The organism is Halopelagius fulvigenes (assembly GCF_042662625.1).
Lineage (GTDB): Archaea > Halobacteriota > Halobacteria > Halobacteriales > Haloferacaceae > Halopelagius > Halopelagius fulvigenes.
Map to the genome: position 1 here is coordinate 820878 of NZ_JBHSXH010000015.1, position 24578 is coordinate 845455.

25 protein-coding genes are annotated in these 24578 nt (G+C 67.7%); 7 read left to right on the forward strand and 18 right to left on the reverse strand.

The features are described 5' to 3' along the window. Positions 1-89 precede the first annotated feature (89 nt). Positions 90-1052 (forward strand): sugar phosphate nucleotidyltransferase, encoded by a 963-nt coding sequence (locus ACFQEV_RS14345; protein WP_379697330.1) that lies wholly within the window; start codon positions 90-92, stop codon positions 1050-1052. A gap of 127 nt (positions 1053-1179) precedes the next feature. On the opposite strand, the gene ACFQEV_RS14350 is transcribed toward ACFQEV_RS14345, so the two are convergent. The 3 genes from ACFQEV_RS14350 to ACFQEV_RS14360 all read right to left on the reverse strand — a co-directional run bounded on the left by ACFQEV_RS14350 (position 1180) and on the right by ACFQEV_RS14360 (position 3994). Beyond that, positions 1180-1896 (reverse strand): diphthine--ammonia ligase, encoded by a 717-nt coding sequence (locus ACFQEV_RS14350; RefSeq protein WP_379697333.1) that lies wholly within the window; start codon positions 1894-1896, stop codon positions 1180-1182. A 52-nt stretch (positions 1897-1948) separates the two neighbouring features. Continuing rightward, entirely contained in the window at positions 1949-2902 is a 954-nt protein-coding gene (locus ACFQEV_RS14355; RefSeq protein WP_379697336.1) for a phosphoadenosine phosphosulfate reductase family protein, read from the reverse strand. A gap of 120 nt (positions 2903-3022) precedes the next feature. Continuing rightward, on the reverse strand, positions 3023-3994 hold the full coding sequence (locus ACFQEV_RS14360; protein WP_379697339.1) for a phosphoadenosine phosphosulfate reductase family protein: 972 nt from the start codon (positions 3992-3994) through the stop codon (positions 3023-3025). Positions 3995-4197: 203 nt separating this feature from the next. On the opposite strand from ACFQEV_RS14360, the gene ACFQEV_RS14365 reads away from it, so the two are divergent. Next, on the forward strand, positions 4198-4695 hold the full coding sequence (locus ACFQEV_RS14365) for an AAA family ATPase (protein ID WP_379697341.1): 498 nt from the start codon (positions 4198-4200) through the stop codon (positions 4693-4695). Between the two features lie 114 nt (positions 4696-4809). Here the strand turns inward: ACFQEV_RS14365 and ACFQEV_RS14370 are convergent, their stop codons facing one another. From ACFQEV_RS14370 to ACFQEV_RS14385, 4 genes are all read right to left on the reverse strand, one after another. Continuing rightward, positions 4810-5376, reverse strand: coding sequence for a DUF7110 family protein (locus ACFQEV_RS14370; RefSeq protein WP_379697344.1), 567 nt, complete (start codon positions 5374-5376; stop codon positions 4810-4812). A 145-nt stretch (positions 5377-5521) separates the two neighbouring features. Further along, on the reverse strand, positions 5522-5863 hold the full coding sequence (locus tag ACFQEV_RS14375) for a glutaredoxin family protein (RefSeq protein WP_379697346.1): 342 nt from the start codon (positions 5861-5863) through the stop codon (positions 5522-5524). A gap of 62 nt (positions 5864-5925) precedes the next feature. Further along, positions 5926-6567, reverse strand: a complete 642-nt coding sequence (gfcR, locus tag ACFQEV_RS14380) for a transcriptional regulator GfcR (RefSeq protein ID WP_379697348.1) — start codon at positions 6565-6567, stop codon at positions 5926-5928. Continuing rightward, positions 6554-7624, reverse strand: coding sequence for a glucose 1-dehydrogenase (locus tag ACFQEV_RS14385; protein WP_379697351.1), 1071 nt, complete (start codon positions 7622-7624; stop codon positions 6554-6556). The genes gfcR and ACFQEV_RS14385 overlap by 14 nt, the downstream gene beginning before the upstream one ends. Positions 7625-7910: 286 nt before the next feature. On the opposite strand from ACFQEV_RS14385, the gene ACFQEV_RS14390 reads away from it, so the two are divergent. Continuing rightward, the gene (locus ACFQEV_RS14390; protein ID WP_379697353.1) at positions 7911-8693 is read left to right on the forward strand and encodes an alpha/beta fold hydrolase; all 783 of its coding nucleotides are present in this window, start codon (positions 7911-7913) and stop codon (positions 8691-8693) included. Positions 8694-8723: 30 nt separating this feature from the next. On the opposite strand, the gene ACFQEV_RS14395 is transcribed toward ACFQEV_RS14390, so the two are convergent. Together ACFQEV_RS14395 and purB are read right to left on the reverse strand one after the other, a co-directional pair. Beyond that, positions 8724-10427, reverse strand: coding sequence for a Na+/H+ antiporter (locus ACFQEV_RS14395; RefSeq protein WP_379697355.1), 1704 nt, complete (start codon positions 10425-10427; stop codon positions 8724-8726). Between the two features lie 84 nt (positions 10428-10511). Continuing rightward, a complete protein-coding gene (gene purB / locus ACFQEV_RS14400; protein WP_379697358.1) occupies positions 10512-11906 on the reverse strand; it encodes an adenylosuccinate lyase in 1395 nt (464 codons plus the stop codon). Positions 11907-12074: 168 nt separating this feature from the next. Between purB and purH the strand changes: the two genes are divergently transcribed. Beyond that, positions 12075-13652, forward strand: coding sequence for a bifunctional phosphoribosylaminoimidazolecarboxamide formyltransferase/IMP cyclohydrolase (gene purH, locus ACFQEV_RS14405; protein WP_379697361.1), 1578 nt, complete (start codon positions 12075-12077; stop codon positions 13650-13652). A gap of 239 nt (positions 13653-13891) precedes the next feature. On the opposite strand, the gene ACFQEV_RS14410 is transcribed toward purH, so the two are convergent. Both ACFQEV_RS14410 and ACFQEV_RS14415 read right to left on the reverse strand, forming a co-directional pair. Then, on the reverse strand, positions 13892-14077 hold the full coding sequence (locus ACFQEV_RS14410; RefSeq protein ID WP_379697363.1) for a DUF7534 family protein: 186 nt from the start codon (positions 14075-14077) through the stop codon (positions 13892-13894). Positions 14078-14198: 121 nt separating this feature from the next. Continuing rightward, complete coding sequence (locus tag ACFQEV_RS14415) at positions 14199-14627, reverse strand: universal stress protein (RefSeq protein ID WP_379697366.1); 429 nt, start codon at positions 14625-14627, stop codon at positions 14199-14201. Between the two features lie 139 nt (positions 14628-14766). Between ACFQEV_RS14415 and folP the strand changes: the two genes are divergently transcribed. The 3 genes from folP (at position 14767) to ACFQEV_RS14430 (ending at position 18518) form a co-directional block, all read left to right on the forward strand. Then, a complete protein-coding gene (folP, locus tag ACFQEV_RS14420) occupies positions 14767-17277 on the forward strand; it encodes a dihydropteroate synthase (RefSeq protein ID WP_379697368.1) in 2511 nt (836 codons plus the stop codon). 112 nt (positions 17278-17389) lie between these two features. Further along, positions 17390-18139: an NRDE family protein gene (locus tag ACFQEV_RS14425; protein ID WP_379697370.1), complete on the forward strand. Its 750-nt coding sequence runs from the start codon at positions 17390-17392 to the stop codon at positions 18137-18139. Between the two features lie 25 nt (positions 18140-18164). Further along, positions 18165-18518, forward strand: a complete 354-nt coding sequence (locus ACFQEV_RS14430; RefSeq protein WP_379697372.1) for a helix-turn-helix transcriptional regulator — start codon at positions 18165-18167, stop codon at positions 18516-18518. Positions 18519-18749: 231 nt separating this feature from the next. Here ACFQEV_RS14430 and psmA read toward each other — a convergent pair whose 3' ends face one another. The 7 genes from psmA to ACFQEV_RS14465 form a co-directional block, all read right to left on the reverse strand. Next, positions 18750-19520, reverse strand: coding sequence for an archaeal proteasome endopeptidase complex subunit alpha (psmA, locus tag ACFQEV_RS14435; RefSeq protein ID WP_379697375.1), 771 nt, complete (start codon positions 19518-19520; stop codon positions 18750-18752). 6 nt (positions 19521-19526) lie between these two features. Next, positions 19527-20006 (reverse strand): Rpp14/Pop5 family protein, encoded by a 480-nt coding sequence (locus ACFQEV_RS14440; protein WP_379697377.1) that lies wholly within the window; start codon positions 20004-20006, stop codon positions 19527-19529. Beyond that, the gene (locus ACFQEV_RS14445; RefSeq protein ID WP_379697379.1) at positions 20007-20666 is read right to left on the reverse strand and encodes a class I SAM-dependent methyltransferase; all 660 of its coding nucleotides are present in this window, start codon (positions 20664-20666) and stop codon (positions 20007-20009) included. Next, on the reverse strand, positions 20650-21345 hold the full coding sequence (locus tag ACFQEV_RS14450) for an RNase P subunit p30 family protein (protein ID WP_379697382.1): 696 nt from the start codon (positions 21343-21345) through the stop codon (positions 20650-20652). The genes ACFQEV_RS14445 and ACFQEV_RS14450 overlap by 17 nt, the downstream gene beginning before the upstream one ends. Before the next feature lie 64 nt (positions 21346-21409). Further along, positions 21410-22522: a M20 family metallopeptidase gene (locus tag ACFQEV_RS14455; protein ID WP_379697384.1), complete on the reverse strand. Its 1113-nt coding sequence runs from the start codon at positions 22520-22522 to the stop codon at positions 21410-21412. A gap of 50 nt (positions 22523-22572) precedes the next feature. Next, positions 22573-23844 carry a diaminopimelate decarboxylase gene (gene lysA, locus ACFQEV_RS14460; RefSeq protein ID WP_379697386.1) on the reverse strand — a complete coding sequence of 424 codons (1272 nt, stop codon included), beginning with the start codon at positions 23842-23844 and terminating at the stop codon, positions 22573-22575. Further along, positions 23837-24373: a hypothetical protein gene (locus ACFQEV_RS14465; protein ID WP_379697389.1), complete on the reverse strand. Its 537-nt coding sequence runs from the start codon at positions 24371-24373 to the stop codon at positions 23837-23839. The genes lysA and ACFQEV_RS14465 overlap by 8 nt, the downstream gene beginning before the upstream one ends. Positions 24374-24578 lie beyond the last annotated feature (205 nt).

A 24578-nucleotide genomic window follows, 5' to 3' on the forward strand; every position in this document is an offset into this window, starting at 1 on the left:
GTCCGCATCGGCGATGTCCCTCGATTGCACCCCAAACACGTCAGTAAATATGGGAAAAGAACTTGATAGCAGCGGCAGTCTGACAGAGCATGAAAGCCGTGGTTCTTGCCGGCGGGTACGCGACGCGACTCTGGCCTATCACGAAACACCGGCCGAAGATGTTCCTCCCGGTCGGTGACGGAACTGTCATCGATATTATCTTCGACGACTTAGAGGACGACGACCGCATCTCCGAGGTGTTCGTCAGCACGAACGAGCGGTTCGCGGAGACGTTCGAGGAGTACCTCGACGAGACCGGCTACGAGAAGCCGACGCTCTCCGTCGAGGAGACGGTCGAGGAGGACGAGAAGTTCGGCGTCGTCGGCGCGCTCGAACAGCTCATCGACCGCGAGAACGTCGAGGAGGACCTCGTAGTCATCGCGGGCGACAACCTCCTCTCGTTCGACGTCGCCGAGTTCGTGGACTTCTTCGAGGAGAAACAGACGCCCACGCTCGCGGCGTACGACGTCGGGTCGAGGGAACGCGCCAAGTCGTACGGGCTGGTCGAACTCGACGGGGACAAGGTGGTGAACTTCCAGGAGAAGCCCGACGACCCCAACAGCACGCTCGTCTCCATCGCCTGCTACGCGTTCCCCGCGGAGACGCTCCCGAAGTTCGACGAGTACCTCACCGGCGGCAACAACCCGGACGAACCGGGCTGGTTCCTCCAGTGGCTACAGGAGAGGGGGGACGTTCACGCGTTCACGTTCGACGGCGCCTGGTTCGACATCGGGACCGCCGAGAGCTACCTCGACGCGGTGTCGTGGTACCTCGAGGGCGAGAACTATATCCACGACTCCGCCACGGTCGAAAACTCCGACCTCGGCGAGAACGTCCACGTGATGGCCGGAACCACGGTCGAGGACTCCTCGCTCGACCGGGCGGTGGTGTTCCGCGACTCCGACATCCGCGACGCTGACATCCGAAACACCATCGTCGACGAGGACACCCACATCGAGAATCTCGACCTGTCGAACGCGCTCATCGGGGCGCACTCGCGACTGCAGCACTGACGCGCCGTCTCTCCGGCCTCGAATCGCCGTCTCGCACCGAGCGACTATCCCCGCGCCGCGACGCTTTTCGCGACTCCGTTCCGACGCCGAGCGACCGGTTCGGCCGGGCGTCCGACCGAGACGCCGTTCACCCGAGGGAGGCGTCGGTGATTTCGAGGTAGCCGCGCGTCCCCTCCCACACCGTCTCGTACTCCAGTTCGACCGGGCGGGACATGTGCGGGCCGTCGGTGACGAACGTCTCGAACTCGCCGCCCTCGCCGAGGACGTGGACGCCGTACTCCTCGTTGAGTCGGGTCAGTTCGTCCAGCGCCGCCGCGTCGAGCGTCCGGCCGAGCCACGACTCGTCGAGTCCGTGCGCGGCCACCTGCAGGATCGTTATCTCGAACCCGGCGTCGAGCATCGCCTCTCCGAGTTCGAGCGGGTCCTCCCGCCAGAGGGGCGCGAACAGGTCGATGCCGAGTCGGTCGCACATTCCCCGGATCCGACTCGTCTGGTACTCGCTCTCTATCGCGCCCGCGGTGACGCCCACGAGGTTCAGTTCGTCTCCGAGCGCTTCGACGGCGGCTTCGAGGGGTTCGAGTTCGGCGTCGCCCTGCGCGGTGGCGTCCTCGGCGTTGGGCGCGTCGAAGTCCTCGGGGAACACCTCGACGTGTTCGATACCGACGCTCTCGGCGGCCAGCGAGGTGAGGTGCGTCGCCGGGACGTGGTACATGAAGGAGTCCTCGCTCGGATGGACCGTGAGCAGGCGCGTCACGTTCAACCCCTCCTCGAGCGCGCGGTAGAGCGCCCACGCGGAGTCCTTCCCGCCGGAGAAGAGGCTCACCCAGTCGCCGGATGCGGTCATTGGTGGCGGTAGGTCGGAGGGGTACTAACCCCCTGCGGTTCGCGGAGTCGCGTCACATGTAGCCTAAGTCCCGGAGCCGGCCCATCAGGTCCTCCTTGTCCTGCGCCCGCCCGGCGCGTTCGCCGTCCGCGCCGAGGTCCTGCACCCACGCCGGCCGGTCGTCCTCCCTCGCGGACCCCGACTCGGTGCCGAGAGAGCGGAAGCCCTCGAAGTACTTCGGCGAGACGGGGATGTCGGCGGGCGAGACGCCGGCGGGGAGGTCCGCGGCGGACTCGGGGACGTGGCCAGCGGGGTAGTCGGGCACCGCGTCCGGCACGACGACGTTCCAGAACGCCGCCCACACGTCGGCCTCCTCGAACTGGAGGATGGTGTGAACCCGGTCGTGGGGCGGGTACTTCTCCGAGTCGTGCCGCGGCGAGAAGAACGTCTCCGCGGCGCGCGACTCCTGTTCGTCCCAGCGGACGCCCGAGAACACGCCGTCGAACCCGCGCGCTTCGATTACTTCGTTGAGGGCGACGGTCTTCAGGAGGTGATTCCCCTCGAAGGTGTCCGCGTCGAGGGTGAACGTCTCGCCCTCGTATCCGAGTCGCTCGAGTTCGCGTCCGTTCCGGTCGCCGAGTTCCGCGACCGGAATCTCGTCGCCGGGGGCCGCGCCGAGTCGGGCCACGCCCTCGTTCCGGGCGACGACGAGGTCGAGGTTCCACCGGTCGGCCCAGCGTTCGACGAACGCGACCGTCTCGGGGAAGTGCTGGTAGTGGTCGATGAAGACGACGGGCGGCGTCTCCGCGCCCAGTTTTGCCGCGACGTCCATCGCGACGGCGAGGACGAGCGTGGAGTCCTTGCCGCCGGTCCACGTCACGGCGGGGCGTCGGTACTGGGTCAGGGCCTCGGCGGTGACGTCCGCGGCCTTCCGCATCTTCTCGTCGAGGGTGGGGTAGTCCGCGGCGGTCCGTCCGCGGCCGTCGTCGTAGTCGAGAGACAGGTACGACGGGAACGTCTGAGACACGAGACCCGTACGCGCGAGGGGAGCATCTACCTTTCTGCGCGGACGCGACGCTGTCGGGTCGGCGTCGCAAAAAGAGAAAAAGCGTGTCAGAGGCCGTCGAGAGCGGTTCTCCGGCCGAGTTTACATGTAACCGAGGTCGCGCAGACGCTCCATCAGGTCCTCTTTGTCCTGGGCGCGGCCCGCGCGTTCGGTCGTGTTCTCCATGTCCTGCAGCCACGCCGGTTCGTCGGTGGTCTTGTCCGTGGAGACTTCGCTGCCGAGCGACCGGAAGCCGGCGAAGTACTTCGGCGAGACAGGGATGTCGTCCTGCGTGAGACCGTTCGGCAGGTCGTCGCCCGACTCGGGGACGTAGCCCTCTTCGGGGAATCCTTCGACGGTGTCCGGAACGACGAAGTTCCAGAAGGCCTCCCAGACGGCCGCCTCGTCGAACTGGAGGATGGGTTGGATGCGGTCGTGGGGCGGGTAGATCTCCGGGTCGTGACGCGGCGAGAAGAACGTCTCGTCGGCGCGCGCCTCCTGTTCGTCCCAGCGGACGCCGGAGATGACGCCGTCCACGTCGTACTCTTCGAGAGTGTCGTTCAGCGCCACCGTCTTCAGGAGGTGGTTGCCGACGTACGTGTCGAGAAGGAACGGGAAGGTGTCCTCCTCGTACTCCAGCAGGTCGCGGACGTGGTGCTGGTTGTGCTCGGAGAGCTCCGAGACCGGGATGTCGTCGCCGGGTTCGAGGTCGTTCTCCTCGACGTACTGCCCGACGTCCTCGTTGCGGGCGTAGATGACGTCGAGGTCCCACTTCTCGGCCCAGTGGTCGACGAAGTCGTGAATCTCGTCGAAGTGCTGGTAGTGGTCGATGAACACCGCGGGCGGCGTTTCGAGGTCGTACTTCTCGGCGACCTCCTTGATGAAGTAGAGCGTGAGCGTGGAGTCCTTGCCGCCGGTCCACATCACGGCCGGGTTCTCGTACTCTTCGAGACCCTCCTTCGTGACTTCGATAGCCTTCTCTATCTTGTCCTGGATGGTCGGATAGTCTTCGGGCGATTCGCCTTCGCCGTCTGTGTAGTCGACGTCGAGGTAGTCGGGGAAGCCTTCCGGCATCGTGTAATGAGATATAATTAGCACCGTAAAGTGTCTTTTGACCTCCGCAAACGGTGAGAACGGATGCCAACGAATCGGACGCGGACACAGTGTTCGGCGGAGATCGGTCGAGACGCGCCGCGAGTCCGAGCGTCGGCGGACGGCGGGGGAGAGCGATCCGAGGCGGCACCAACCGGTTTCCGCCCGCCGCCCCTACACCCGTCGTGATTATCATCGTCTGCGGCCTCCCCGCGTCGGGCAAGACGACGCTCTCGACGGGGCTCCGACGTCGCCTCTCCGACCGCGGGTACTCGTTCGAGTCTCTTCACTCCGACGATTACGACCGCCGGACGTACGAGCGGATGTACGAGGATACGGCCGAGCGGTACGAACGCGCCGGGACGGGCGCGACGGTCGATCTGATCTTGGACGGCACCTTCTTCGAGCGACGGTGGCGGAACCGGTTCTACCGGCTCGATACCACCTACGAGGTGTGGGTGCGGGCGTCGCTCTCGACGTGTCTGGAGCGGAACCGCGAACGCGCGGACGCGATTCCCGAGGAGGGTCTGCGGGCGATTCACGCGCGATTCGAACCGCCGCGGGCGGACTTGGAGATAGACACCGAAGCCCTCGACGCGGAGGCGGCGCTGAACCGACTGGAGGAGGCGGTCCTCGGGTGGATGCGAGAGCGACGGGAGAACGGTGAAGAGAGGAAGCAGTGAGAGAGCGAAGAGAGCGAAGAGGGGAGAGAGCGCCGTCGGTCCGCAGCGTCGCGGGGCGAGAAACGGAGAGTCGAACGCGGTGTTTCGAGCGGTGCCCGGAAGGAGACTCCGAACTTACGAGATGAACTTGTTGTCTCGCCAGTTGACGCCGCCGCCGTTCTGGCTGTTCTGGCTGGGGTTCTCGACGACTTCGATGGAGGCGGGGCGTTTCTCGCCCTCGACGATGCGCGTCGCGTCGAGTTCGCCGTCCGTCTCGGTGATGGCCGTGAGCGTCCCCTTCTCTGCGATGAGCGCGATTTCGCGGAGAACGAGGAACATGGGGTACTGCAGGGCCGTGTTCTGGAGGACCGTCTCCCGGTCGCCCTTGAAGCAGGCGAACTCGACGAGCTCCGAGGGAATCTCCTCTTCTTCCTCGTCGCCCCACCGCGGGCCGCCGGCGCGCGGCGGTTCTTCCTCGTAGACGCGGTTCTCCGTGACGCTCGCTTTCAGCTGTGCGGTCGGCGTGTACTTGCTCAGATTGTCGTCGGCGGCGACGGCCTTGAGGATGAGCGTGTTGTTCCGCCGAGTGACTTCGACGTTCTCGATTTCCGGCGGGAGGTCGGGGGAGCTGTCGAAGTATTCCTCGACCTCTTCCAAGGGCAGTTCAAGTGTCGAATGGAGTCGATATACGCGGCCTGACATTGTTGGATGAGTGGTTTGGGTTCGGAGCGCGATCGGCGCGACGTCGATACCTACGTGAAAATACGGGTCGCGGGCTTATATGGCCTACTCTTTGGTTCGCGTCTCGAAGCGTGACACGAAGTAGGACTCTCCCGTGACGGACAACTTACGCTTTCAGCGTCTCTTCGAGCTCGCCGCGTTCGTCGAGTTCCGCGAGGATGTCGCTCCCGCCCACGAACTCCCCTTCGACGTACGTCTGGGGTATCGTCTCCCAGTCGCTGTGCGAGGAGAGGGCGGTACGGTACTCGTCAAGGGCGGGAAGGACGTCCACCGTCTCGAACTCGTCGACGTGCTGGGAGATGAGCTCTAACGCCTTCGCGGAGTAGCCGCACTGCGGCATGAGGCGGTTGCCCTTCATGAACAGCACCACGTCGTTGCTCTCGATGGCGTCGTCGACGCGCGCCTGCACGTCCTCGCCGGACATCTCGCTTCCGGGTTCGAAAGTCATACCCTACGGTAAGCGACGGGAGGTGAAAGGAGTTGCGTCGGGCGAAAACGCGGCGACGGAGGTTACTCGTGTCCGACGCCGACCACGTCGATGAGCGAGTACACCGGAACGTCGTCCACGTAGTCGATGCCCTGCTTGTCCACGATGACGACGCACGCCACCGGGCGGCCGCCCTCGTCGCGGATGGCGTCGATGGTCTCGCGCATCGTCGTCCCGGACGTGACGGTGTCGTCCACGACGTAGCACTCGCGGTTGCGAATCTGCGAGAAGTTCCGCGAGAACGACCCGCCGAGGTCGTCGATGTCGCCCTCCTCCCACTGGTGCTTCGCGGGCGCGTACGTCCCGAGGTCGGTGTCGAGCTCCTGTGCGACGACCGTCGCGAGGGGCGCGCCCGCCTTCTCGATGCCTATCGTGAGGTCGACCTCGTCGCCCTCGCCCGCGAGGAGGTCGGCCATCGCCCGCGCGACGTGCGTCATCCGCTTTGAGTCCCGGCCGATTGCGCTCCAGTCGACGTGGATGTCCTGCGGGCCGCCGGTCTGCGGTTCCTCCGCGGGCGTCGTCTCGGGACTCGACACGCCGCTTCGCTCGACCAGCCAACTCGCCGTCTCCCGGGAGACGTTGAGTTCGTCAGCTATCTCGCCCTTCGAGAGGCCCCGGTCTGCGAGTTCTGCCGCGCTCGAAATGAGGTCGTCAACGTTCTTCATGTTCGCTGAATTGGACGGCGGTTTTTATAGTGGTATCGTCGTCGACGAACGCCGCCTCGAAGTCGTCGAGACCGTGCACGCCGGTGACCAGCGAATCGACGAACCACGGCGGAAGCTCCGCCAGCGTGCCCGTCGCCGCCTCGAAGTGCTTGACGTGGGAGTTGACGCTGCCGACGAGCGCCTTGTTGTGGAGGACCAGCTCTCGGTGGAGCGACCCGCCGTCCACCTCGAACTCCCACGGGCCGGGCACGCCGAGAAGCGCAGCGACGCCGTTCGGCGCGAGGGCGTCGACGCTCTCGAAGGCGTGTTTCGCGTAGCCCGTCGCTTCGTAGACGAAGTGCATCGGTTCGTACACGTCGGCCAACTCGTCGACGGGCGTCTTCCGGGAGTTGACGTACGTCGCGCCCAGTTCCTCGATTATCTCGATGGTCGGGTCGGGGCGTTCGCGCCGTCCGAGGCAGTAGAGGCGGTCGAAGTCCTCGCGGAGGAGCGCGACCGTCAGCAGGCCGAGGCTGCCGTTCCCGAGCACGATGGTCGATTCGGGCTCCCACGTGAAACTCGACCGGGAGGCGTAGGCGAGTTCGACGGCCTTCTCGGAGATGGAGAGCGGTTCGATGAGGAAGCCGAGCGACGCCAGCGAGTCGGGGATGCGGACGAGATACTCCTCGGGGCTCGTGAAGTACTCGGCCATGAACCCGTGCGCGCCGACGATGCCGCGTTCGTGGTACTCGCCGGAGGGAGCCATGTCCGGTTCGCCCCGTTCGAAGTACTCGTTCTCGCCGTTGGGCGCGCGCCTGACCGTCGGCACGACGACGTCGCCGCGTTCGAACCCCGTCCCGTTTGGGTCCTCGACGACGCCGACGGCTTCGTGGCCCAACACGAGGTGGTCCTCCCCCTCCGGGTAGTCGCCGTGGCCGCCCGAGATGACCTCGTGGTCCGTCCCGTCGACGCCGACGCGAAGCGTCCGAACGAGCGCTTCGCCCGGCCCCGGCGACGGCCGCGGTTTCTCTACGAGCGACGGCTTGTTCTCCCCCCGCTTGACTGCGATAGCTCTCATGTACGTCCCTTACTCTCCACCCCATCAAAAGATTTATTCTATTTCGAGTAAAGCGTTTATCGCGGTGAGCGTTCCGCGTCACCTCAGCCCGGACGCGTCGCAGACGCGGTATCTATCCAGCCCGCCCGTGTCTCGCTCACCGAATCCGTGCCACTTTCGGTCACCGACTCCTCGGTGACTGCGCTCTCTCCTCTCCACCGGCGGCTCACGTTCGATCCCTTGAAACACCGGAAAGCCGACGTTCAGGGGACCTGTTTAAGGAATTCGCGCGCGAGTCACAGGACATATGAGCCAACCAGTAGCCGAGAGTAAACTCGAACACGTGGACGTGGTCGGCCCGCCGGACGCGCCGCCCATCGTGTTCGTTCACGGAACCGTGTTCAACCGGACGATGTGGGCGCCGCAACGAGAGGCGCTCTCGGAGGAGTACCGCGTCATCGTGCCGGACCTGCCGGGACACGGCGGCCGCAGGGACGAGTCGTTCACCCTCGAATCGGGCGTCGAGACGGTCAGGCAAGCGGTCGAACAGTTCAGCGACGACCCCGTCCACCTCGTGGGTCTCTCCCTCGGCGGGTACGTGGCGACGGAGTTCGCGCACCGGCACCCCGAGCAGGTGGCGGACCTGATAATCTCGGGGAGCAGTGCGAACCCCGTCGGACTGCTCGGGAGGATGAGCGACGCGGTGGGCCGCGTGACACTTCGCGTCTCCGAGAGCGAACTGGCCGAGAAGGCGGTGGACCGCCTCGCCGCCCAGTGGGTTCGAAGCCGCGACCTGCCGCCGGACCAGAAGTCCGAAATCGTCGACGCCGGGTTCGACCTCCGACCGTTCGGGGAGGCGGGGCGCGAGATCGCCGGGACGGACTTCCGGTCGGCGTTCGCCGACTACGACGGACCGAAACTCGTCCTCAACGGCCAGTGGGACGTGCTGATGCGCAGGGGGGAGAAAGCCCACGCCGCCGCCGGCGACGCCAGCGTCGCCGTCGTCGAGGGCGCGGGCCACGCGTGCAACCTCGAACGCGACGAGAAGTACATGCACATCGTCCGCCGCTTCATCGAACTCGACCGGTAGGCCGCGGACGCGGACGCCGCCGCGGCGACGCTAATCCTGCTTCGCCTCGTCGAGTTCGGCGGAGTGGACGTCGAACTCCGCGGCGCGGTGCCGCCAGAACTCCTCGTACGCCTCCTCCTCGCGTCCGCCGACGGTGCTCTCGCCGGAGGAGACGCGGTCGAGTTTGATGTTCACCTCCTCCAGCAGTTGCTCGCCGATTTCGTCGGAGACGATTCCGCTCCGCACCGCGTCCATGACGGCGCTCTTCTCCCGTTGGAGCAGTTGCCGTTCGCCCGTGAGCAGTTCCTTCCGCCGTATCTCCGGGTGCGTGGCGTGGAGTTCCCCGATGGCCTCGTTGAGGTCCTCCCGTTCGCGTTCGTACTCCTGCGTGAAGTCCTCGTAGACGGACGGGGAGATCTGTCGCCTGTCGCGGAGTTCGTCCGCCGCTTCGAGGCCCGCGTCCACGGCCCGGACGCGCCCGACGAGCAGTTCGTACAGTTCGCCGGCGTGCGACCGGGTCACCACGTCGAGTTTGTCGAGCAACCAGCCGATGGAGAACCCCTGCACGATGAGGCTGAACGCGGCGACGCCGAACACCATCGCGCGCAGTTCCTCGCGGAACGGGAACGGCGTGCCGCCCTGCACCGTCTGCGGCAACCCGAGGACGAGGGCGATGGGGATCGAGGCGTGGAGGCCGCCCCACACCATCACGTGCTGGTAGTCGAACGACACCTCCGTCGGGATGAACCGGTTCGCCAGCGCCGACATCGGGTAGACGGCGGCGGCCCGCGCGAGGACGACGAGGACGATGGCGATGAGGATGAGGCGGCCGTGCGCGAGGAGGCGGTCGACGGGCGTCTGGACGCCGATGGCGACGAAGATGAACGTGTTGACGATGAACGCGGCGGTCTCCCACGTGTTGAAGATGGAGATCTTCGTCTGCGGGCTCATCGCGTACTCCGCGCCGCGGTTCCCGATGAACAACCCCGCGACGACGGTGGCGATGACGCCGCTGACGTGGAGGTAGTGCTCCGCGAGCAGGAAACTGCCGTACGCGAGGATGGCGGTCAGGACGATTTCGGTCATGTGCTCGTCCAAGTTGACCATCACGCGGTAGACGGCGTACCCCGCCGCGAGTCCGACGAGGACGCCCCCGGCGCTAGAGACGGCGAAGTCCAAGACGACTTCGCCGAGCGTCGAGGGGTCGAACAGCGCGTCCGAGTCGACGCCGGAGGTGACGAGTCCGAGCAGCGACGAGAAGATGACGACGCCCACGCCGTCGTTGATGAGGCTCTCACCCTCCACGAGCGTCGAGAGTCGCTCCGGCGCGCCCACATCGTCGAAAAGCGCCAGCACGGAGACGGGGTCGGTGGGGAGGATCATCGCCGCGAACAGCATGGCGACGAGGAGCGGAAAGCCGAACGCGTAGCTGCCGAGGAACCCCAACACCGCCACCGAGAGGATGAGTCCCGGGACGGCCAAGGTGAGGATGACCGGCAGGTTCGTCCGGAACTCCTCTAAGTCCGTCGTCGCCGCGCCCTCGAACAGCAACGGCGGCAACAGGACCAACAGGATGATGTCGTGAGAGAGTTCGATTCCGAACTCGATTCCGAGCACCGACGCCGCCAACCCGGCCAACAGGAGGGCGATGGTGTAGGGGAAGCGGCCGATTCTGGCGACGACGACGCCGACGACGCCACCTAACAGAAGAACGCCGATGAGGTCGAGCAACTCGGCCTCGACTCCGACTGCCATGAGACGGCGTTCTCCCCCCTGTCGGAAATAAGTTTTAGCGGACGGGGTCCGGAGACGCCCGACGGCGCGGCGACGGGGACGGGCCTACGAGTCGTCGAGTTCGCCCACCAGTTCGTCGCCGAGGCCGACGTACGTCGCCGGCGAGAGTGCGCGGAGTTCCTCGCGGACGGGTTCGCTCACGTCCAACTCGTCGAACAGGTCGCGGAAGTCCTCGATGGTCACGTCGCGCCCGCGGGTGAGTTCCTTGACGCGTTCGTACGCCTCGGTGTCGCCCTCCCGGCGGAGGATGGTCTGGACCGCCTCGCCGACGAGTTCGGGGTGGGCGTCGAGTTCCTCGCGCATCACCCGTTCGTTCGGGACGACCTTTCGGAGGCCCGCCGCCGCCTTGCCGTACCCGACGAGACAGTGCGCGAACGCCGCGCCGACGTTCCGCTTCACCGTCGAATCGGACAGGTCCCGCTGGAGGCGGGAGTTCGTCACGTAGTCCGCGAGGAACGTGAGGTCGGAGTTCGCCTTCGAGAGGTTCCCCTCGCTGTTCTCGAAGTCGATGGGGTTGACCTTGTGCGGCATCGTCGAGGAGCCGGTTTCGCCCGCCTCGGCCTCCTGTCCGAGGTAGCGGTCCGAGACGTAGAGCCAGACGTCGAGGTCCAAATCGAGCAGGACGTTGTTGACGCCGCGGAGGGCGTCGAACAGGGCCGCGAGGTCGTCGCAGGGGTTCACCTGCGTCGAGAGGGAGGTGTGTTCGAGGCCGAGTCCGGTCACGAACTCGCGGGAGAACGCCCGCCAGTCAACGTCGGGGTAGGCGGCGACGTGGGCGGCGTAGGTGCCCGACGCGCCCGCGAGTTTGCCCGACAGCGCGTCGGCCGCCTCGCGCACCCGGCCGAGTTGCCGGCCGAGCCGGGACGCGTAGACGGCCATCTCCTTGCCGAACGTCGTCGGCGTCGCGGGTTGGCCGTGCGTGCGCGCGAGCATCGGCGTGTCGCGGTACTCGCGGGCGAGTTCGGCGAGTTCGTCGCGCACCTCCGTCGCGGCGGGGACGAGGACGTCCTCGACGGCCGGTTTCGCCAAGAGGCGGTGCGCGAGGTTGTTCACGTCCTCGCTGGTGAGGCCGAAGTGAATCCACGGGTGGACGCGTTCGGGCGTCTCCGTCCGCAGGAAGTACTCGACGGCCTTCACGTCGTGGTTCGTCGCCGAGTACCCCGCCGCGCCCTCCGTCTCCAGTCGTTTCACGAGGCGGGCGTCCTCGGCGTCGAACTCCTCGTACAACGACCGCAGCGTCGCTCGTTCGTCCGCCGAGAGCGACACGGGCGTGGCGTCCAGGTCGGCCAGAGCCAGCAGGTACTCGGCTTCGACTCTGACGCGCGCCCGGATGAGCGCCGCCTCGCTGGCGTACGGGACGAGCGGTTCTGTCCGGCCCGCGTAGCGACCGTCGAGTGGCGAGACGGCCGACAGGGGGTCCGCTCGGGGAAGGTCGTCCATGGGCGAGGATGCCCCCGGCCCGACCTAAAGCGTGTCGATGGATGTCTCCACTACCATGTATAAATCGACGCACCGAACACCGCATCTCCGCTGAATATATCCACGAACGAGCATACATCTCCCTCGAACATCGCAACTGTTTTTCTCCCGGCGGGTGGGCGTACCACCATGACCAAGATTGCGGGCTTGGCGAGCAACCGCGGACGGAACCTGCTTCACATCGACGAACGCGCGCCGGGCGGCGCGGAACTGGCCGTCGTCCTCTCGAACGAGGAGGGCGCGCCGATCCTCGACGCCGCCTCCGAACGCGGCATCCCCACGGAAGTCGTCGCGCGCGACGACGGGGAGTCCCGCGAGTCCCACGAGAAGCGCATCCTCGACCGCCTGTCGGCGTACGACTTCGATCTGGTCTGTCTCGACGGGTACATGCGCGTCCTCACTGAGGAGTTCATCGACAACGCGCCGACGACGCTCAACGTCCACCCCTCGCTCCTCCCGTCGTTCCCGGGGATGGACGCCCACGAACAGGTTCTGGAGGCGGGCGTCCGCACGACGGGGTGTACGGTCCACGTCGTCACCGAGGAGGTGGACGGCGGGCCCATCGTCACCCAAGAGGCCGTCCCCGTCTATCAGGACGACGACGAGGCGTCGCTGAAAGAGCGAGTTCTCCGCGAGGGCGAGTTCGTCGCCTACCCACGCGCGGTCCGGTGGTTCGCCGAGGGACGGGCGGACGTCACCGACGAGGGCGTCGTCGTGGAGGGCGACGACGGCGGCGACTTCCCCGAACGCCGCGTCGTCTCGAACGACCGCGCCTCGGAACTGCGCTACGGCGAGAACCCGCACCAGGACGCCGCCGTCTACGCCGACGACGCCTGCGAGGAGGCCAGCGTCGTCCGCGCCGAGCAACTGAACGAGGGCGCGAAGGCCCTCTCATACAACAACTACAACGACGCCGACGGCGCGTTGAACCTGATAAAGGAGTTCGACGACCCCGCCGCGGCGGTCATCAAGCACACGAACCCCGCCGGGTGCGCCACCGCCGACACCCTCGCGGAGGCGTACGACCGCGCCCTCTCGACGGACCCGATGAGCGCGTTCGGCGGCATCGTCGCCCTCAACCGCGAGTGCGGCGCCGAGACGGCCGAACAGATCGTCGATTCGTTCAAGGAAGTCGTCGTCGCGCCGGGGTACACCGACGCCGCCCTCGACGTTCTGACCGAGAAGAAGAACCTGCGCGTCCTCGACGTCGGCGAACTCGGCGAGCGAACCGACCGACTCACCGAGAAACCCCTCGTCGGCGGGCGACTCGTCCAAGAGCGCGACCTGTGGGCGCCCACGGAGGAAGACGTGGACGTCGTCACGGAGACGGAACCCACGGAGGAGCAACTGGAGACGATGCTGTTCGCGTGGAAGGTGCTGAAGCACGTGAAATCGAACGGTATCCTGTTCGCCTCCGGCACGGAGACGGTGGGCGTCGGCATGGGGCAGGTGTCCCGCGTGGACGCCGTCCGCCTCGCCGCGATGAAAGCCGAGGAACACGCCGAGGGGAAGGACGCCGAGGGTGCCGTGATGGCCTCGGACGCGTTCTTCCCGTTCCCGGACGGCATCGAGGAGGCCGCCGAGGCGGGCGTCGAGGCGGTCATCCAACCCGGCGGATCCGTCAACGACGAGGACGTCATCGACGCCTGCGACGAACGCGGTATCGCGATGGTGTTCACCGGACGGCGGTGTTTCCGTCACGACTAGTGGCGGAAGCTCGTGGCCGAGCGATAGCGAGGACACGGTGCTTTAGACACGACTGACCGGAGTGAAGGAGCGTCTAACGCCAGCGAGACGAACGGAGTGAGTCTCGCGCGGTTTCCGTCACGACTGAGCGGAGCGAAGAAGTGACGGAAGTTCGACGGGCGAGCGTAGCGAGTCCGTCGGTATTTCCGTCACGACTGGCGGGAGCGCTCGAAAGTACGGAGCGTCTGTCCGAACCGAACTCAGACCGGAAGTCCTCTCTTGTAGACGACCCAGTACGAGAGGGGAACTACCACCAGCAGAATCACCGGAATCGTGAGTATCTGCGTGTACGGGTCCGGGGGTGTGAGCAGGGCACTGACGGCGAAGCCGAGAGCCACGGGTGTGGCGGAGACGAGGAGGAACCGTGTCCACAGCGACTGGTTCATATCCGTACATGTGAATTAGACTACATAAACCTGTGCTGGTCAGCGTTCCGGTCGTCCTCCCGGGCAGGCTCGGGAGTCGGTACGCTCCCGCGGCGAGTGACCCGTTCGCAGGTTCGACCGGTCAGATGCTCACGACGAGAACCGGCCGGTTCGTGTTCTGGACGACGCGTTCGGTGACGCTGCCGAGACTGGCGAGTTTGTCGCGTCCGGTGCGTCCGTGGGTCCCCATCACCACCAAGTCCACGTCGTGTTCGTCGGCGTAGTCGAGGATACAGCGGTACGGGACGCCCTTTCGGACGGCCGTCGTCGCCTGCACGTCGGCGTCGCGCGCGGCCTCGGCCACCGCATCGGCGGCCTCTATCGCCCTGTCGTGCAGCGAGTTCGCCACGGCCTCTCGCTGTTCGTCGCCGGCGGCGAGGCGGATGCGCCGGTCGACCACCGAGAGGGCGTGGACGGTTGCCCCCCGCGTCTTGGCGATGTCTAGCGCGTGTTCGAGGGCGACGGCGGTACCCTCGCTTCCGTCCGTCGGGACGAGTATCGAGTCGTACATGCCCCACCGTTCGGCGCGGGCGTGCTTGAAGCGATACGGTGGTTCTCGCGGGGCGACGACGGAGGCCGCCACCCCCGGCGTTCGGCCCGCGCACGCAGGTCCGACAGTCCTAAGCGCGGCCCGCGTCACCTCGGAGTATATGGAGTACCACGAGGCGGTCAACTTCCTCTTCGACCTCCGCAGGTTTCAGGTGAAGCCCGGGACTGCGTCGGTCCGGTCGCTCCTCGCCGAGTTCGACGACCCGCAGGACGACGTGTCGTTCGTGCAGATCGCCGGGTCGAACGGAAAGGGAAGCACCGCCCGAATGGCGGAGTCGGTCCTCCGCGAGGCCGGCCTCACGGTCGGCCTCTACACGTCGCCGCACTTCGAGGACGTCCGCGAGCGCATCCGCGTGGACGGCCGGAAGATCCCGGAGTCCGCACTGGCCGAGTTCGTCGCGGCGGCGAAGCCGTGGCTGGTCGAACGCGCCGCCTCGGGCGAACCGCTGACGTTCTTCGAGGTGATGACGGCGATGGCCATCTGGCGCTTCGCGGAGGCGGACGTGGACGTGGCCGTCCTCGAAGTCGGCATGGGCGGGGAACTCGACGCGACGAGCGTCGTCGACCCCGTGGCAAGCGCGGTGACGAACGTGACGCTCGAACACACCGCCGTCCTCGGCGACACCGTCGAGGAGATAGCCGAGAAGAAAGCCGCCGTCGCGCCCGACGACAGACCCCTCGTCACCGGCGCGACGGGCGACGCCTTGGAAACGATTCGAGCGCACGCCGAGGAGACGATAACCGTCGGTACCGCGGACGCGGAGATGGAACCCGGGCCGAACGTGACCGTCCGGTACGACGGCCGGGTGAACCACCAGGAGTCGGCCGTCGTCGTCTCCGGCCCCTCGTGGGGCGTCGAAGCGAACATCCCGCTCCTCGGCGCGTATCAGGCGACCAACGCCGGTATCGCCTGCGTCGTCGCCGAACAGGCCGCCGACGCGGCGGGGACGACCATCGACGCGACGACGCTCGAACGCGGCCTCAGGCGGGCCAACTGGCCGGGGCGGTTCGAGGTGATGGAACGGAACCCGCACGTCGTCTTGGACGGGGCGCACAACCCCGGCGCGTGCGAGGAACTCGCGTCCGTAATCGGGGAGTTCGATTTCGAGAACCTCCACCTCGTCTTCGGCGCGATGCACGACAAGGACCACCGCGAGATGGCGGCGGCGCTTCCCCGCCCCGCCTCCGTCGCGACGTGCAGGCCGAACAACGCCCGGTCGGAGGACCCCGAGACGCTCGCCCGCGTATTCGAGGACGCGGGCGCGGGCGACGTGACCGCTGAAACCACCGTCTCCGCGGCGCTTCGGACGGCGCGCGAACGCGCGGGGCCCGACGACTGCGTCCTCGTCACTGGGTCGCTGTTCCTCGTCGCGGAGGCGCGGACGGCGTGGACGCGGACGGTGGTGCCGAAGCGCGTGGAGACGCTCTCGGACGCCGACCGCCTCCTCTCGCGGGCGAGCGTCCCCAACGAGGACGCCGAACGGGTGCGCGGCGATACCGTCCACCGCGTCTACCGGACGACGGCGCAACGCCGGCAGGCCCGCCGCCTCCGCGAGGAGATGCTGGCCGTCGGCGGCGACTGCGCCGTCTCCGGGCACCGCGGCGAGGGCGAACAGGTGGACGTGGTCCTGACTGGGACGCGCGCGCAGTTCGAACGCGTCCGAGCGAACCTCGCGTACGCCGACGAGTACGGCCTCTCGGAGTTCGCCGGAGCGCTCGACGCCGCCCTCGACGCGCCGCCCTCCGGGTCCGCCGCGCCCGGACCGGCGGACGAAACGGGCGAAGCGGAGTTCCCGTGGACCGACGGCACCGCCGTCATGGGTATCCTCAACGTCACGCCGGACAGTTTCCACGACGGCGGCGAGTACCGCGACGCCGACGACGCCCTCGAACGCGCCGAGGCGATGGTCGAGGCGGGGGCCGACATCATCGACATCGGCGGCGAGTCCACCCGCCCCGGCGCGGACGTCGTTCCGGTCGAAGAGGAGATAGAGCGCATCGTCCCGGTCATCGAGTCCCTCGCGGATACGGACGCTCTCGTCTCCGTGGACACGCGGAAGGCGGACGTCGCCCGCGCGGCACTCGACGCCGGGGCCGACATCCTCAACGACGTGACCGGCCTCGAAGACCCCGAGATGCGCTTTCTCGCGGCCGAACGAGACGTTCCGGTCATCGTCATGCACAGCATCGACGCGCCCGTCGTCCCCGGGAAGGACGTGGCGTACGACGACGTGGTCGAGGACGTGATAGACGAACTGAAAGAGCGGATTCTGCTGGCGGAACGGGCGGGCGTCCCCCGCGAGAACGTCGTCGTGGACCCCGGCCTCGGGTTCGGAAAGACGGCCGCGGAGGACTTCGAGATGCTGGACCGGATCGGCGAGTTCGAAGCGCTGGGCTGTCCGATCCTCGTCGGCCACTCCCACAAGTCGATGTTCGAACTCGTCGGCGAGGAGGCGGGCGACAACCTCGAAGCGACCGTCGCCGCCACGACCATCGCCGCCGACAGGGGGGCGGACATCGTCCGCGTCCACGACGTGCGCGAGAACGTCGCGGCGGTGAACGTCGCCCTCGCGGCGCGCGACCCGAGTCGGTTCGCGGACGGCGGCGACTGAACGACTCCGCCCCGTTCGCTCCGCCTCTCCTCACCGTCCCGTCCCCGACCGGCCGTGCGCGCCGCCGACCGACCGGCGAATCGTTTTCCCCCTCACCCCCCTACACGGCGACGTGTGTACTCTGACGATAGCGTGGCGAGCGTTCGACGAGGCGCCCGTCGTCGTCGCGGCGAACCGCGACGAGGCGTTGGACCGACCGTCGGAACCGCCCTCCGTCGCCGAGGGCGACCCCGCGTTCGTCGCGCCGAGAGACGCGGAGGCCGGCGGCACGTGGGTCGGCTACAACGACCGCGGCGTGTTCGTCGGCATCACCAACCGCTGGGTGTCCGTCGAGGGCGGCGGCGAACGCTCCCGCGGCCGACTGGTCCGCGACGCCCTGCGGTGTGAGTCGGCCGAGGACGCCCGGACGATGGTCGAGGACGCTGTTTCCGACGCCGTCTACGACGGGTTCAACCTCGTCGTCGCCGACTCCGAGGCGGCGTACCTGTTCGAGTGGGACGGCGGCCTCCGGATGACGGCGTTCGACCCCGGCGTCCACGTCGTCGTGAACGTGGGAACAGATAGCGAGTTCTTCGAACCGCCGGCGAGACCCCGAGCGGGCCGCGAACAGGCGGAGAACGCGACGAAGGTCCGGTCGGCGCTGGAACCCGAACCCGGCGAGTCCGCGGCGGAGTGGCGCGAACGCGCCGCCGGCGTCCTCGGCGACCACGAGTACGGCGTCTGCGTCCACGACCCCGAGGGTCGGTTCGGCACCGTCTCCTCGTCGCTCGTCACCCTGTTCGCCGACGGGACGGCCGAGTACGAGTTCGCCCCCGGACCGCCCTGTCGGACGGCGTACCGGCGGGTCGAAAGTCAAGTTTAAACCCGTCGCGGGCGACCGTCGAACCATGAGCGCAGGCGAGGCCGAACCCGACCTTTCGGAAGCCGAACGCGCGGGACTGGAACTCATCCGCGAGAGCGGCGGTATCCACCAGAGCGACTTCTGGAAGGAACTCGACATCTCCTCCCGGAAGGGGAGTCGCGTCGCCGAGCGTCTCGCGTCGCTCGGCCTCATCAAACGCGAGGACACGGTGTACAACGGACACAACACCTACTACCTCGAACCCGCCGCGAAGGACCTCGAGTTCTCCCTGCTGATGGCCGGCGACATGCTCTCGCCGTTCATCGGCGAGGAGGAGATAAACGCCAACAGCAACTCCTTCTCCCAGTGGCTGATGAACCTCGCCTACGAGGAGTACTGAGCCGCTTTCTCCGTCCGTTCGGTCTCTCCTTCGAGAGGCGCGTCCGTCTCGCCGAGTGAGAGACGCGTCCGTGGGCCGTTCGATACCGCCGGCGAGAGCGAGGCGCGTCCGAAACGGAGACGAGGCGTACCGACCGGTACCGAGCGGCGATTCGAAGCGACGGTCCGGAGAGAAAAGATAGTCGAGTGCGTCGATTTCGGCGGCGGGACGGCCTGAGACCCGAAGCGGGCGTTACTCCTCTTCTTCGGCCGCGTCTTCGTCGTCCTCGTCCGTGGGTTCGAGGTCGTTCTCGGTGATGTACGACTCCACCTCGTCGTTCGTCAGTTGGACGTACTCCTCCGTCTCCGCGGAGACGGTGGCGACGTCGACGCCCTGGGCGTCGAGCTGGTCGTCGTTCGTCGAGGCGATGGCGCGGAGTGCGAGTCCGAGGCCCTCGTCTAAGGTCAGGTCGTCGCTGTAGTTCTCCTCGAGGTACTCCTGGAGGTCACCGCGTTCCGCGCCGATGGAGACGGCCTTCCACTCGTACGGCGTCCCCGAGGGGTCCGTCTCGTAGAGGCGCGGCGTGCCGTTCTCGACGCCGCCGATGAGGAGGGCGACGCCGAACGGGCGCGCGCCGCCGACCTGCGTGTACTGCTGGATGTGGTCGGTGACGTTCTTCGTCAGCGTCTCGATGCCGATGGGTTCGCCGTAGCGGAGTCGGTTCACCTGCGCCTGCCGGCGGGCGAAGTCGATGAGTTGGCGGGCGTCGGCGACGTGTCCCGCGGAGGCCAGACCGATGTGGGTGTCGGCCTTGTGCAACTTCTCGACGCTCGTCGGTTCCATGAGGGGAGAGCGAGAGCGCTTGTCCGCGGCGAGAACGACGCCTTCCGGCGTTCGGACGCCGACGCTCGCCGTGCCTCGCTTCACCGCCTCGCGGGCGTATTCGACCTGATAGAGACGGCCATCAGGCGAGAAAATCGTTATCCCGCGGTCGTATGCCTGCTGTTGGGCTTGTCCCTGCATATAGTATCACTCGAAATCGAGTTTCGTCGCGCCCGCGAACCCGTCGGCGCCGCGGACGTCCACGCGCGAACCGCGGACGACGGCGGGCCGAGAGTCGTTCTCGAACACGACGTTTCTCTGTTCACAGTCTCCGGCCCGCCCGTTCAAATAACTTTCCTCACAGGCACGCACGGTGCCCGAAATCCCGCGGATTCGGAGTCCCACGGGGTCGCCGCTGACGCGACTCACGCAGGCGACGGCGGCGCGGGCGCGGTCGGTTCGCCCCCGGTGGGCGCGGACTATCGTCTCGCCCTCGCCGTCTTCGAGGCGAAAGGAGAGGACGGTCAGGTCGGCGTCCGCGCTTCCGGCGTCGCCGTAGAGGTTCTGGGCGGCGTACCACAGGTCGCGCTGGAAGTCGCCGCGGTCAAAGTCGGCGTCGGGCCACGCCTCGATTTCGACCGCGAGGTACCGCCACCGCGGGCGGATGTGCTTCGGGAGGTGCTTCATCTACTCTTCGCTCTCGTCGGCCGCCGCGCCGAGTTCGATTTTCTCGCCTGCCTCTCCGAACCGTTCGGCCACGAGGACGCCCACCTGTTCGTCGACGCGTTCGACGGCGGTGAGGACGAACCCCTCGTCGGTCAACGCGTCCACGAGGACGCCGACGGTCGCGGGGTCGTCCACCTCGGGACTGTAGAACGGTTCCTCGGGGTCCGGCGTCCCGAAGAACATCACGTCCCCGAGGACGAACCGGTCGGGGTCCAGGTCGGCGACGACGCCGATGGCCTCGCGTTTCTCCTCGTCGGAGAGGTGGTGCATCGCGAAGTTCGAGGTGATGATATCGACGGGGCCGTCGTAATTCGGGTCGCGGAACCGCCCCTCGCCGAACTCGACGTTCTCTACGCCGGCGTCTTCGGCCTTCTTCCGCGCCTGTTCGAGCATCCCCTCGCTGATGTCGCGGCCGACGACTCGCTTCGCGTCCGGCGCGAGGGCGAGTGCGATAGCGCCCGTCCCCGTCCCGAGGTCCAACACCACGTCGTCGGCCGTCGGCGCGGCGTGTTCGACGACGAGGTTCGCGCAGGCGAGGTACTCATCGGAGTCCTGCGAGTCGTCGTACTCGGCGGCGGCCTTCGAGAACCGGTCGGCGTGTTCCTCAATCGTCTTCTTCATATCCGTCACGTTTGACGCCGGGGGCTATGAACGACTCGGACATCCGCTCGCGGTTCCGCGCGGCGACGTCGCCCCACGCGGCCAGTCCCTCGCGGACGAACTCGCCGCCGAGGCCGATTTCCTCGCCGACGGCCGCCAGTTCCCGCGGCGAACGCACCTGCAGGTGCGACTCCGCGCCGACGCTGACGACGTGCGGCGCGTCGTAGTGGTCGATTAGTCGAGACAGTTTCCGGAGTTTCCGCAGGTGTTGGACGCGCGTCCCCCCCGTTCGCCGCAGGACGGGGCCGAAGTTCACCTCGACGGCGACGCCGTTGTCGCGGGCGGCCTTCGCGAGGACGTGGTTCACGTCGCCGTCGCCGTCGAACGGGCGGGCGAGGACGTCCACGCGCGCCTGTTCGACCGCGAAGCGGTTGAGTTCGTTCGTCCCGCCGCGGACGACGACGAGGGTGCGGTCTGGGCGGAAGTTGCCCACCGCGCCGCTCGCGTTCCGCGGGTGCGGCGCGACCACCTCGGCGGCGTCCACGATATCGACGCCCGCCTCCCCGCGGAGGGCCTCGTAGTCGGGTCTGGCGTCCACGGCGCGGACGACGAGTCCGTCGTAGCCGTGTCTCGCCGCCGTCGCCGCGAATCGAGACACCGTGGCGTCGCCGTCGGGGTGCGCGTAGACCGCCTCGTACATGTGCGCCCAGAGGCCGAGGCGGGGTTTCGTCGTTACGGTTTCCCGGCCGAGGGGGACGGCGCGGTCACCGGCCGACGAGTTCGGCCGCCGCGTCGGTCAACGCCGCCGCCGCTGTCCGCACGTCCTCGACGCGGACGTACTCGCGTTCGGCGTGGGCGACGGCCCCCTCCTCGTCGGCGAGGACGCCCGGCCCGAAGACGACGACGGGCGCGGGCGAGAAGTACGACGCCTCCGTCGCCGCCGTGAAGGGACGCACGTCGCCGGACCCGCCCGCCCGCCGGGACGCCTCGGCGACGGTTTCGACGAGTTCGTGGTCCTCGTCGGTGGCGAACGCCTCCAGGAACGGCGTCGGCCGGTCGGTCAGGTCGAACGAGACGCCCACGTCGTCGGGGACGGCCTCGCGGACGGCGGATTCGATGCCGTCGCGGAACGCCGCGGCCGTCTCCGGCGGAACGCTCCGCCGGTCGAGGACGAGTCGGCACTCCGCGGGCACCTGATTCGTCGAGTCGCCGCCCTCCACCGTCGTCGGCGTCAGCGTGGCGGACCCGAGAGCGGGGTGTTCCTCCCGCCCCTCGTCGTAGGAGCGAATCGCCGATAGCGCCCGTTCGAGTGCGAACACGGCGTTGACGCCCGACTGCGGTTCGGCGGCGTGGGAGGCGACGCCGGAGAGCGTCAGCGTCCCCTGAAACCGCCCCTTCGCGGCGGTGCAGACGTCGAGGTTCGTGGGTTCGCCGACGACGTACATGTCGCTATCCACGTCGAGTGCGTGCGCGCCCGTCGAGAGCACTTCCTCGTCGGGCGTCACCGCGAGGGTAACGCGGGCGTCCGAAGCCGGTTCGACGGCGACGAACGCCGCGAGAAGCGCCGAGAGCGGTCCCTTCGCGTCGCACGACCCCCGCCCGCGAATCACGTCGCCGTCCCGGCGGAACGGGACGTGCGGCGAGACGGTGTCGATGTGCGTGTTCAGTACGAGGTGGGTGTCCGGGTCCGCCGCCCCCTTCGAGGCGAGGGTGTTGCCTGCCCCGTCCACCTCGGGGTCGAACCCAGCGTCTTCGAGCGTTTCGACCAACAGGTCGCGCATCTCTTCGACGCCGTCGTTCGAGGCGACGGGCACCGCGCGTTCGAGGAAGTCGATGGGGTCGAACGCCGAGGCGTCGGCGTCCGAAGCGGAGTTCATGCGGTGACGTTCCCCCGTTTCGATATAAAAAGAATCGGACCGCCCGCCCGCTACTCCTCTAAACGAACCAGGTCGTCGAACGTCTCCCGGCGGCGGGCGACGCGCGCCTCGCCGCCTTCGAGGGCGATTTCGACCGGGCGGGGTTGCGAGTGGAACTGACTCGCCATCGCGTAGCCGTACGCGCCGGTGTGGCCGATGGCGAGGATATCGTCGCGTTCGGGGCGCGGAAGCGGTCGGTCGCGGCAGAACGTGTCGGAACTCTCGCAGACGGGGCCGCCGACCGTCAGCGGTTCGACCGGCGCGTCGGGGTTCGTGAGGTTGCGGATGCCGTGGTAGGCGTCGTACATCGCCGGGCGAATCAGCGTCGTCATGCTGGCGTCGATGCCGACGACGGTCGTCTCGGGCGTGTCCTTGACGGTGTTGACCGTCGCCAACAGACACCCGGCGTCCGCCAACAGGTACCGACCCGGCTCTATCTTCAGCGTCGCGTCCAAGTCGCCGAGGGCCTCTGCGGTCCGGTCGGCGACCGCCTCGATGTCGAGGGGGTCCTCGTCGTCGCGGTAGGGGACGCCGAACCCCCCGCCGATGTCGAGGAATTCGAGGCCGCCCACCTCGCGGGCCAACTCGCCCATCTTCGCGACGTACTCGGCGTGGGCGTCCATGTCCTCGTCGAGCATGCCGCTTCCGGCGTGGGCGTGGAGGCCGACGAGGTCCATATCGTACTCCTCGCGGACGCGTTCCGCGACCTCGGGGACGCTGTCGTACGGGATGCCGAACTTCGGGTGCGCGCCCGTCTTGACCTTCTCATGGTGGCCCGCGGCGATGCCGGGGTTGACGCGGAGGCAGAGGCGGCCGTCGAACCCGCGTTCCGCGAGGCGTTCGACGCTGTCCTCCGCGCCGACGTTGAGCGTCATGCCCGGCGCGTCCTCCCAGACGCCGACGACGTAGTCTAGGTCGTCGTCCGGGGGGTTGACGCCGGTGTACTGTATCTCGTCGGGGTCCGCGCCCGCGCGGAGGGCGCGGAACACCTCGCCCGCGGCGGCGCACTCCATCGGGACGCCCTCGTCTAAGAGCGTCTCCACGACGGCGCGCCCGGAGTGGGCCTTCACCGCGAACATCACCGTCGGGTCGTCGAACGCGGACTCGAAGGCGGCGGAGAGTCGCCGGTAGTTCTGCCGGATGCGGTCCAAGTCGATGACGTACGCCGGCGTGTCGTACTCGTCGGCGAGGTCGCGGAGTCGGGCCGCGTCCCAGTCGCCGAGGCGACGGACCGCCGGGTCGACGTCGGTGTCGGATCCGGCCGTCGGAGCCCGGTCAGTCATCGTCCGCCGGTTGGGTCTCCTCGGACACGGCCGGTTCGGTTTCGACCCGGGGAGAGCGACCCACGCGGCCGCCGTCCGGCGCGGGGGCCGGCGCGGCAAGGGACGCTTCGGACTCGCGTTCGCGGACGACGGCGGCGTTCGTCCCGTCGTCCTCGGAGGAGAGCGCTTCGACGAGGACGCCCTCCCCGTCGGCGACGGCCCGGTACGTCCCCGTCTGCGTGTCGAGCAGGACGGTCTCCTCGCCGATTCGGTCGATGGCCCACGCGGCGGCGCATCCCGCGGCGGCGGGCGTGACGCGTTCGACGACGCCCTCGGGGTTCACGAACGTCGTGACGACGCGCGGTTCGGCGTAGCTCTCTTCGAGTGCGAGAAAGAGGACGCCCTCGGCGTCCTCCTCGGACTCGCAGGCGGCGCGGACGAACGCCCCCCTGTCGGGGACGGCCTGGGCCGCGTCGACGGCGAGAAGTCGGCAGTCGTGGTTTTCGCTTCGGTACGATTCGTACGAGATAGTTCGGTCGGATACGTTCATGGGTGGTGCTAGCGCGGTGGCTCGGTCGGATTCCGATATGGCCGCGAGTGGTCGGACACGGGAGTCACGCGAAAGAGAGAGGTTCGAGCGTTCGCGGATGCTCCCGTGCCGTTCATCGGAGGCCTCTATGTCTCCCCCCTATATATGTTCTGGTGACGATGACATTCGTTGCCACGACCGATGGTCGTGGGAGTCGGTGTCAGAG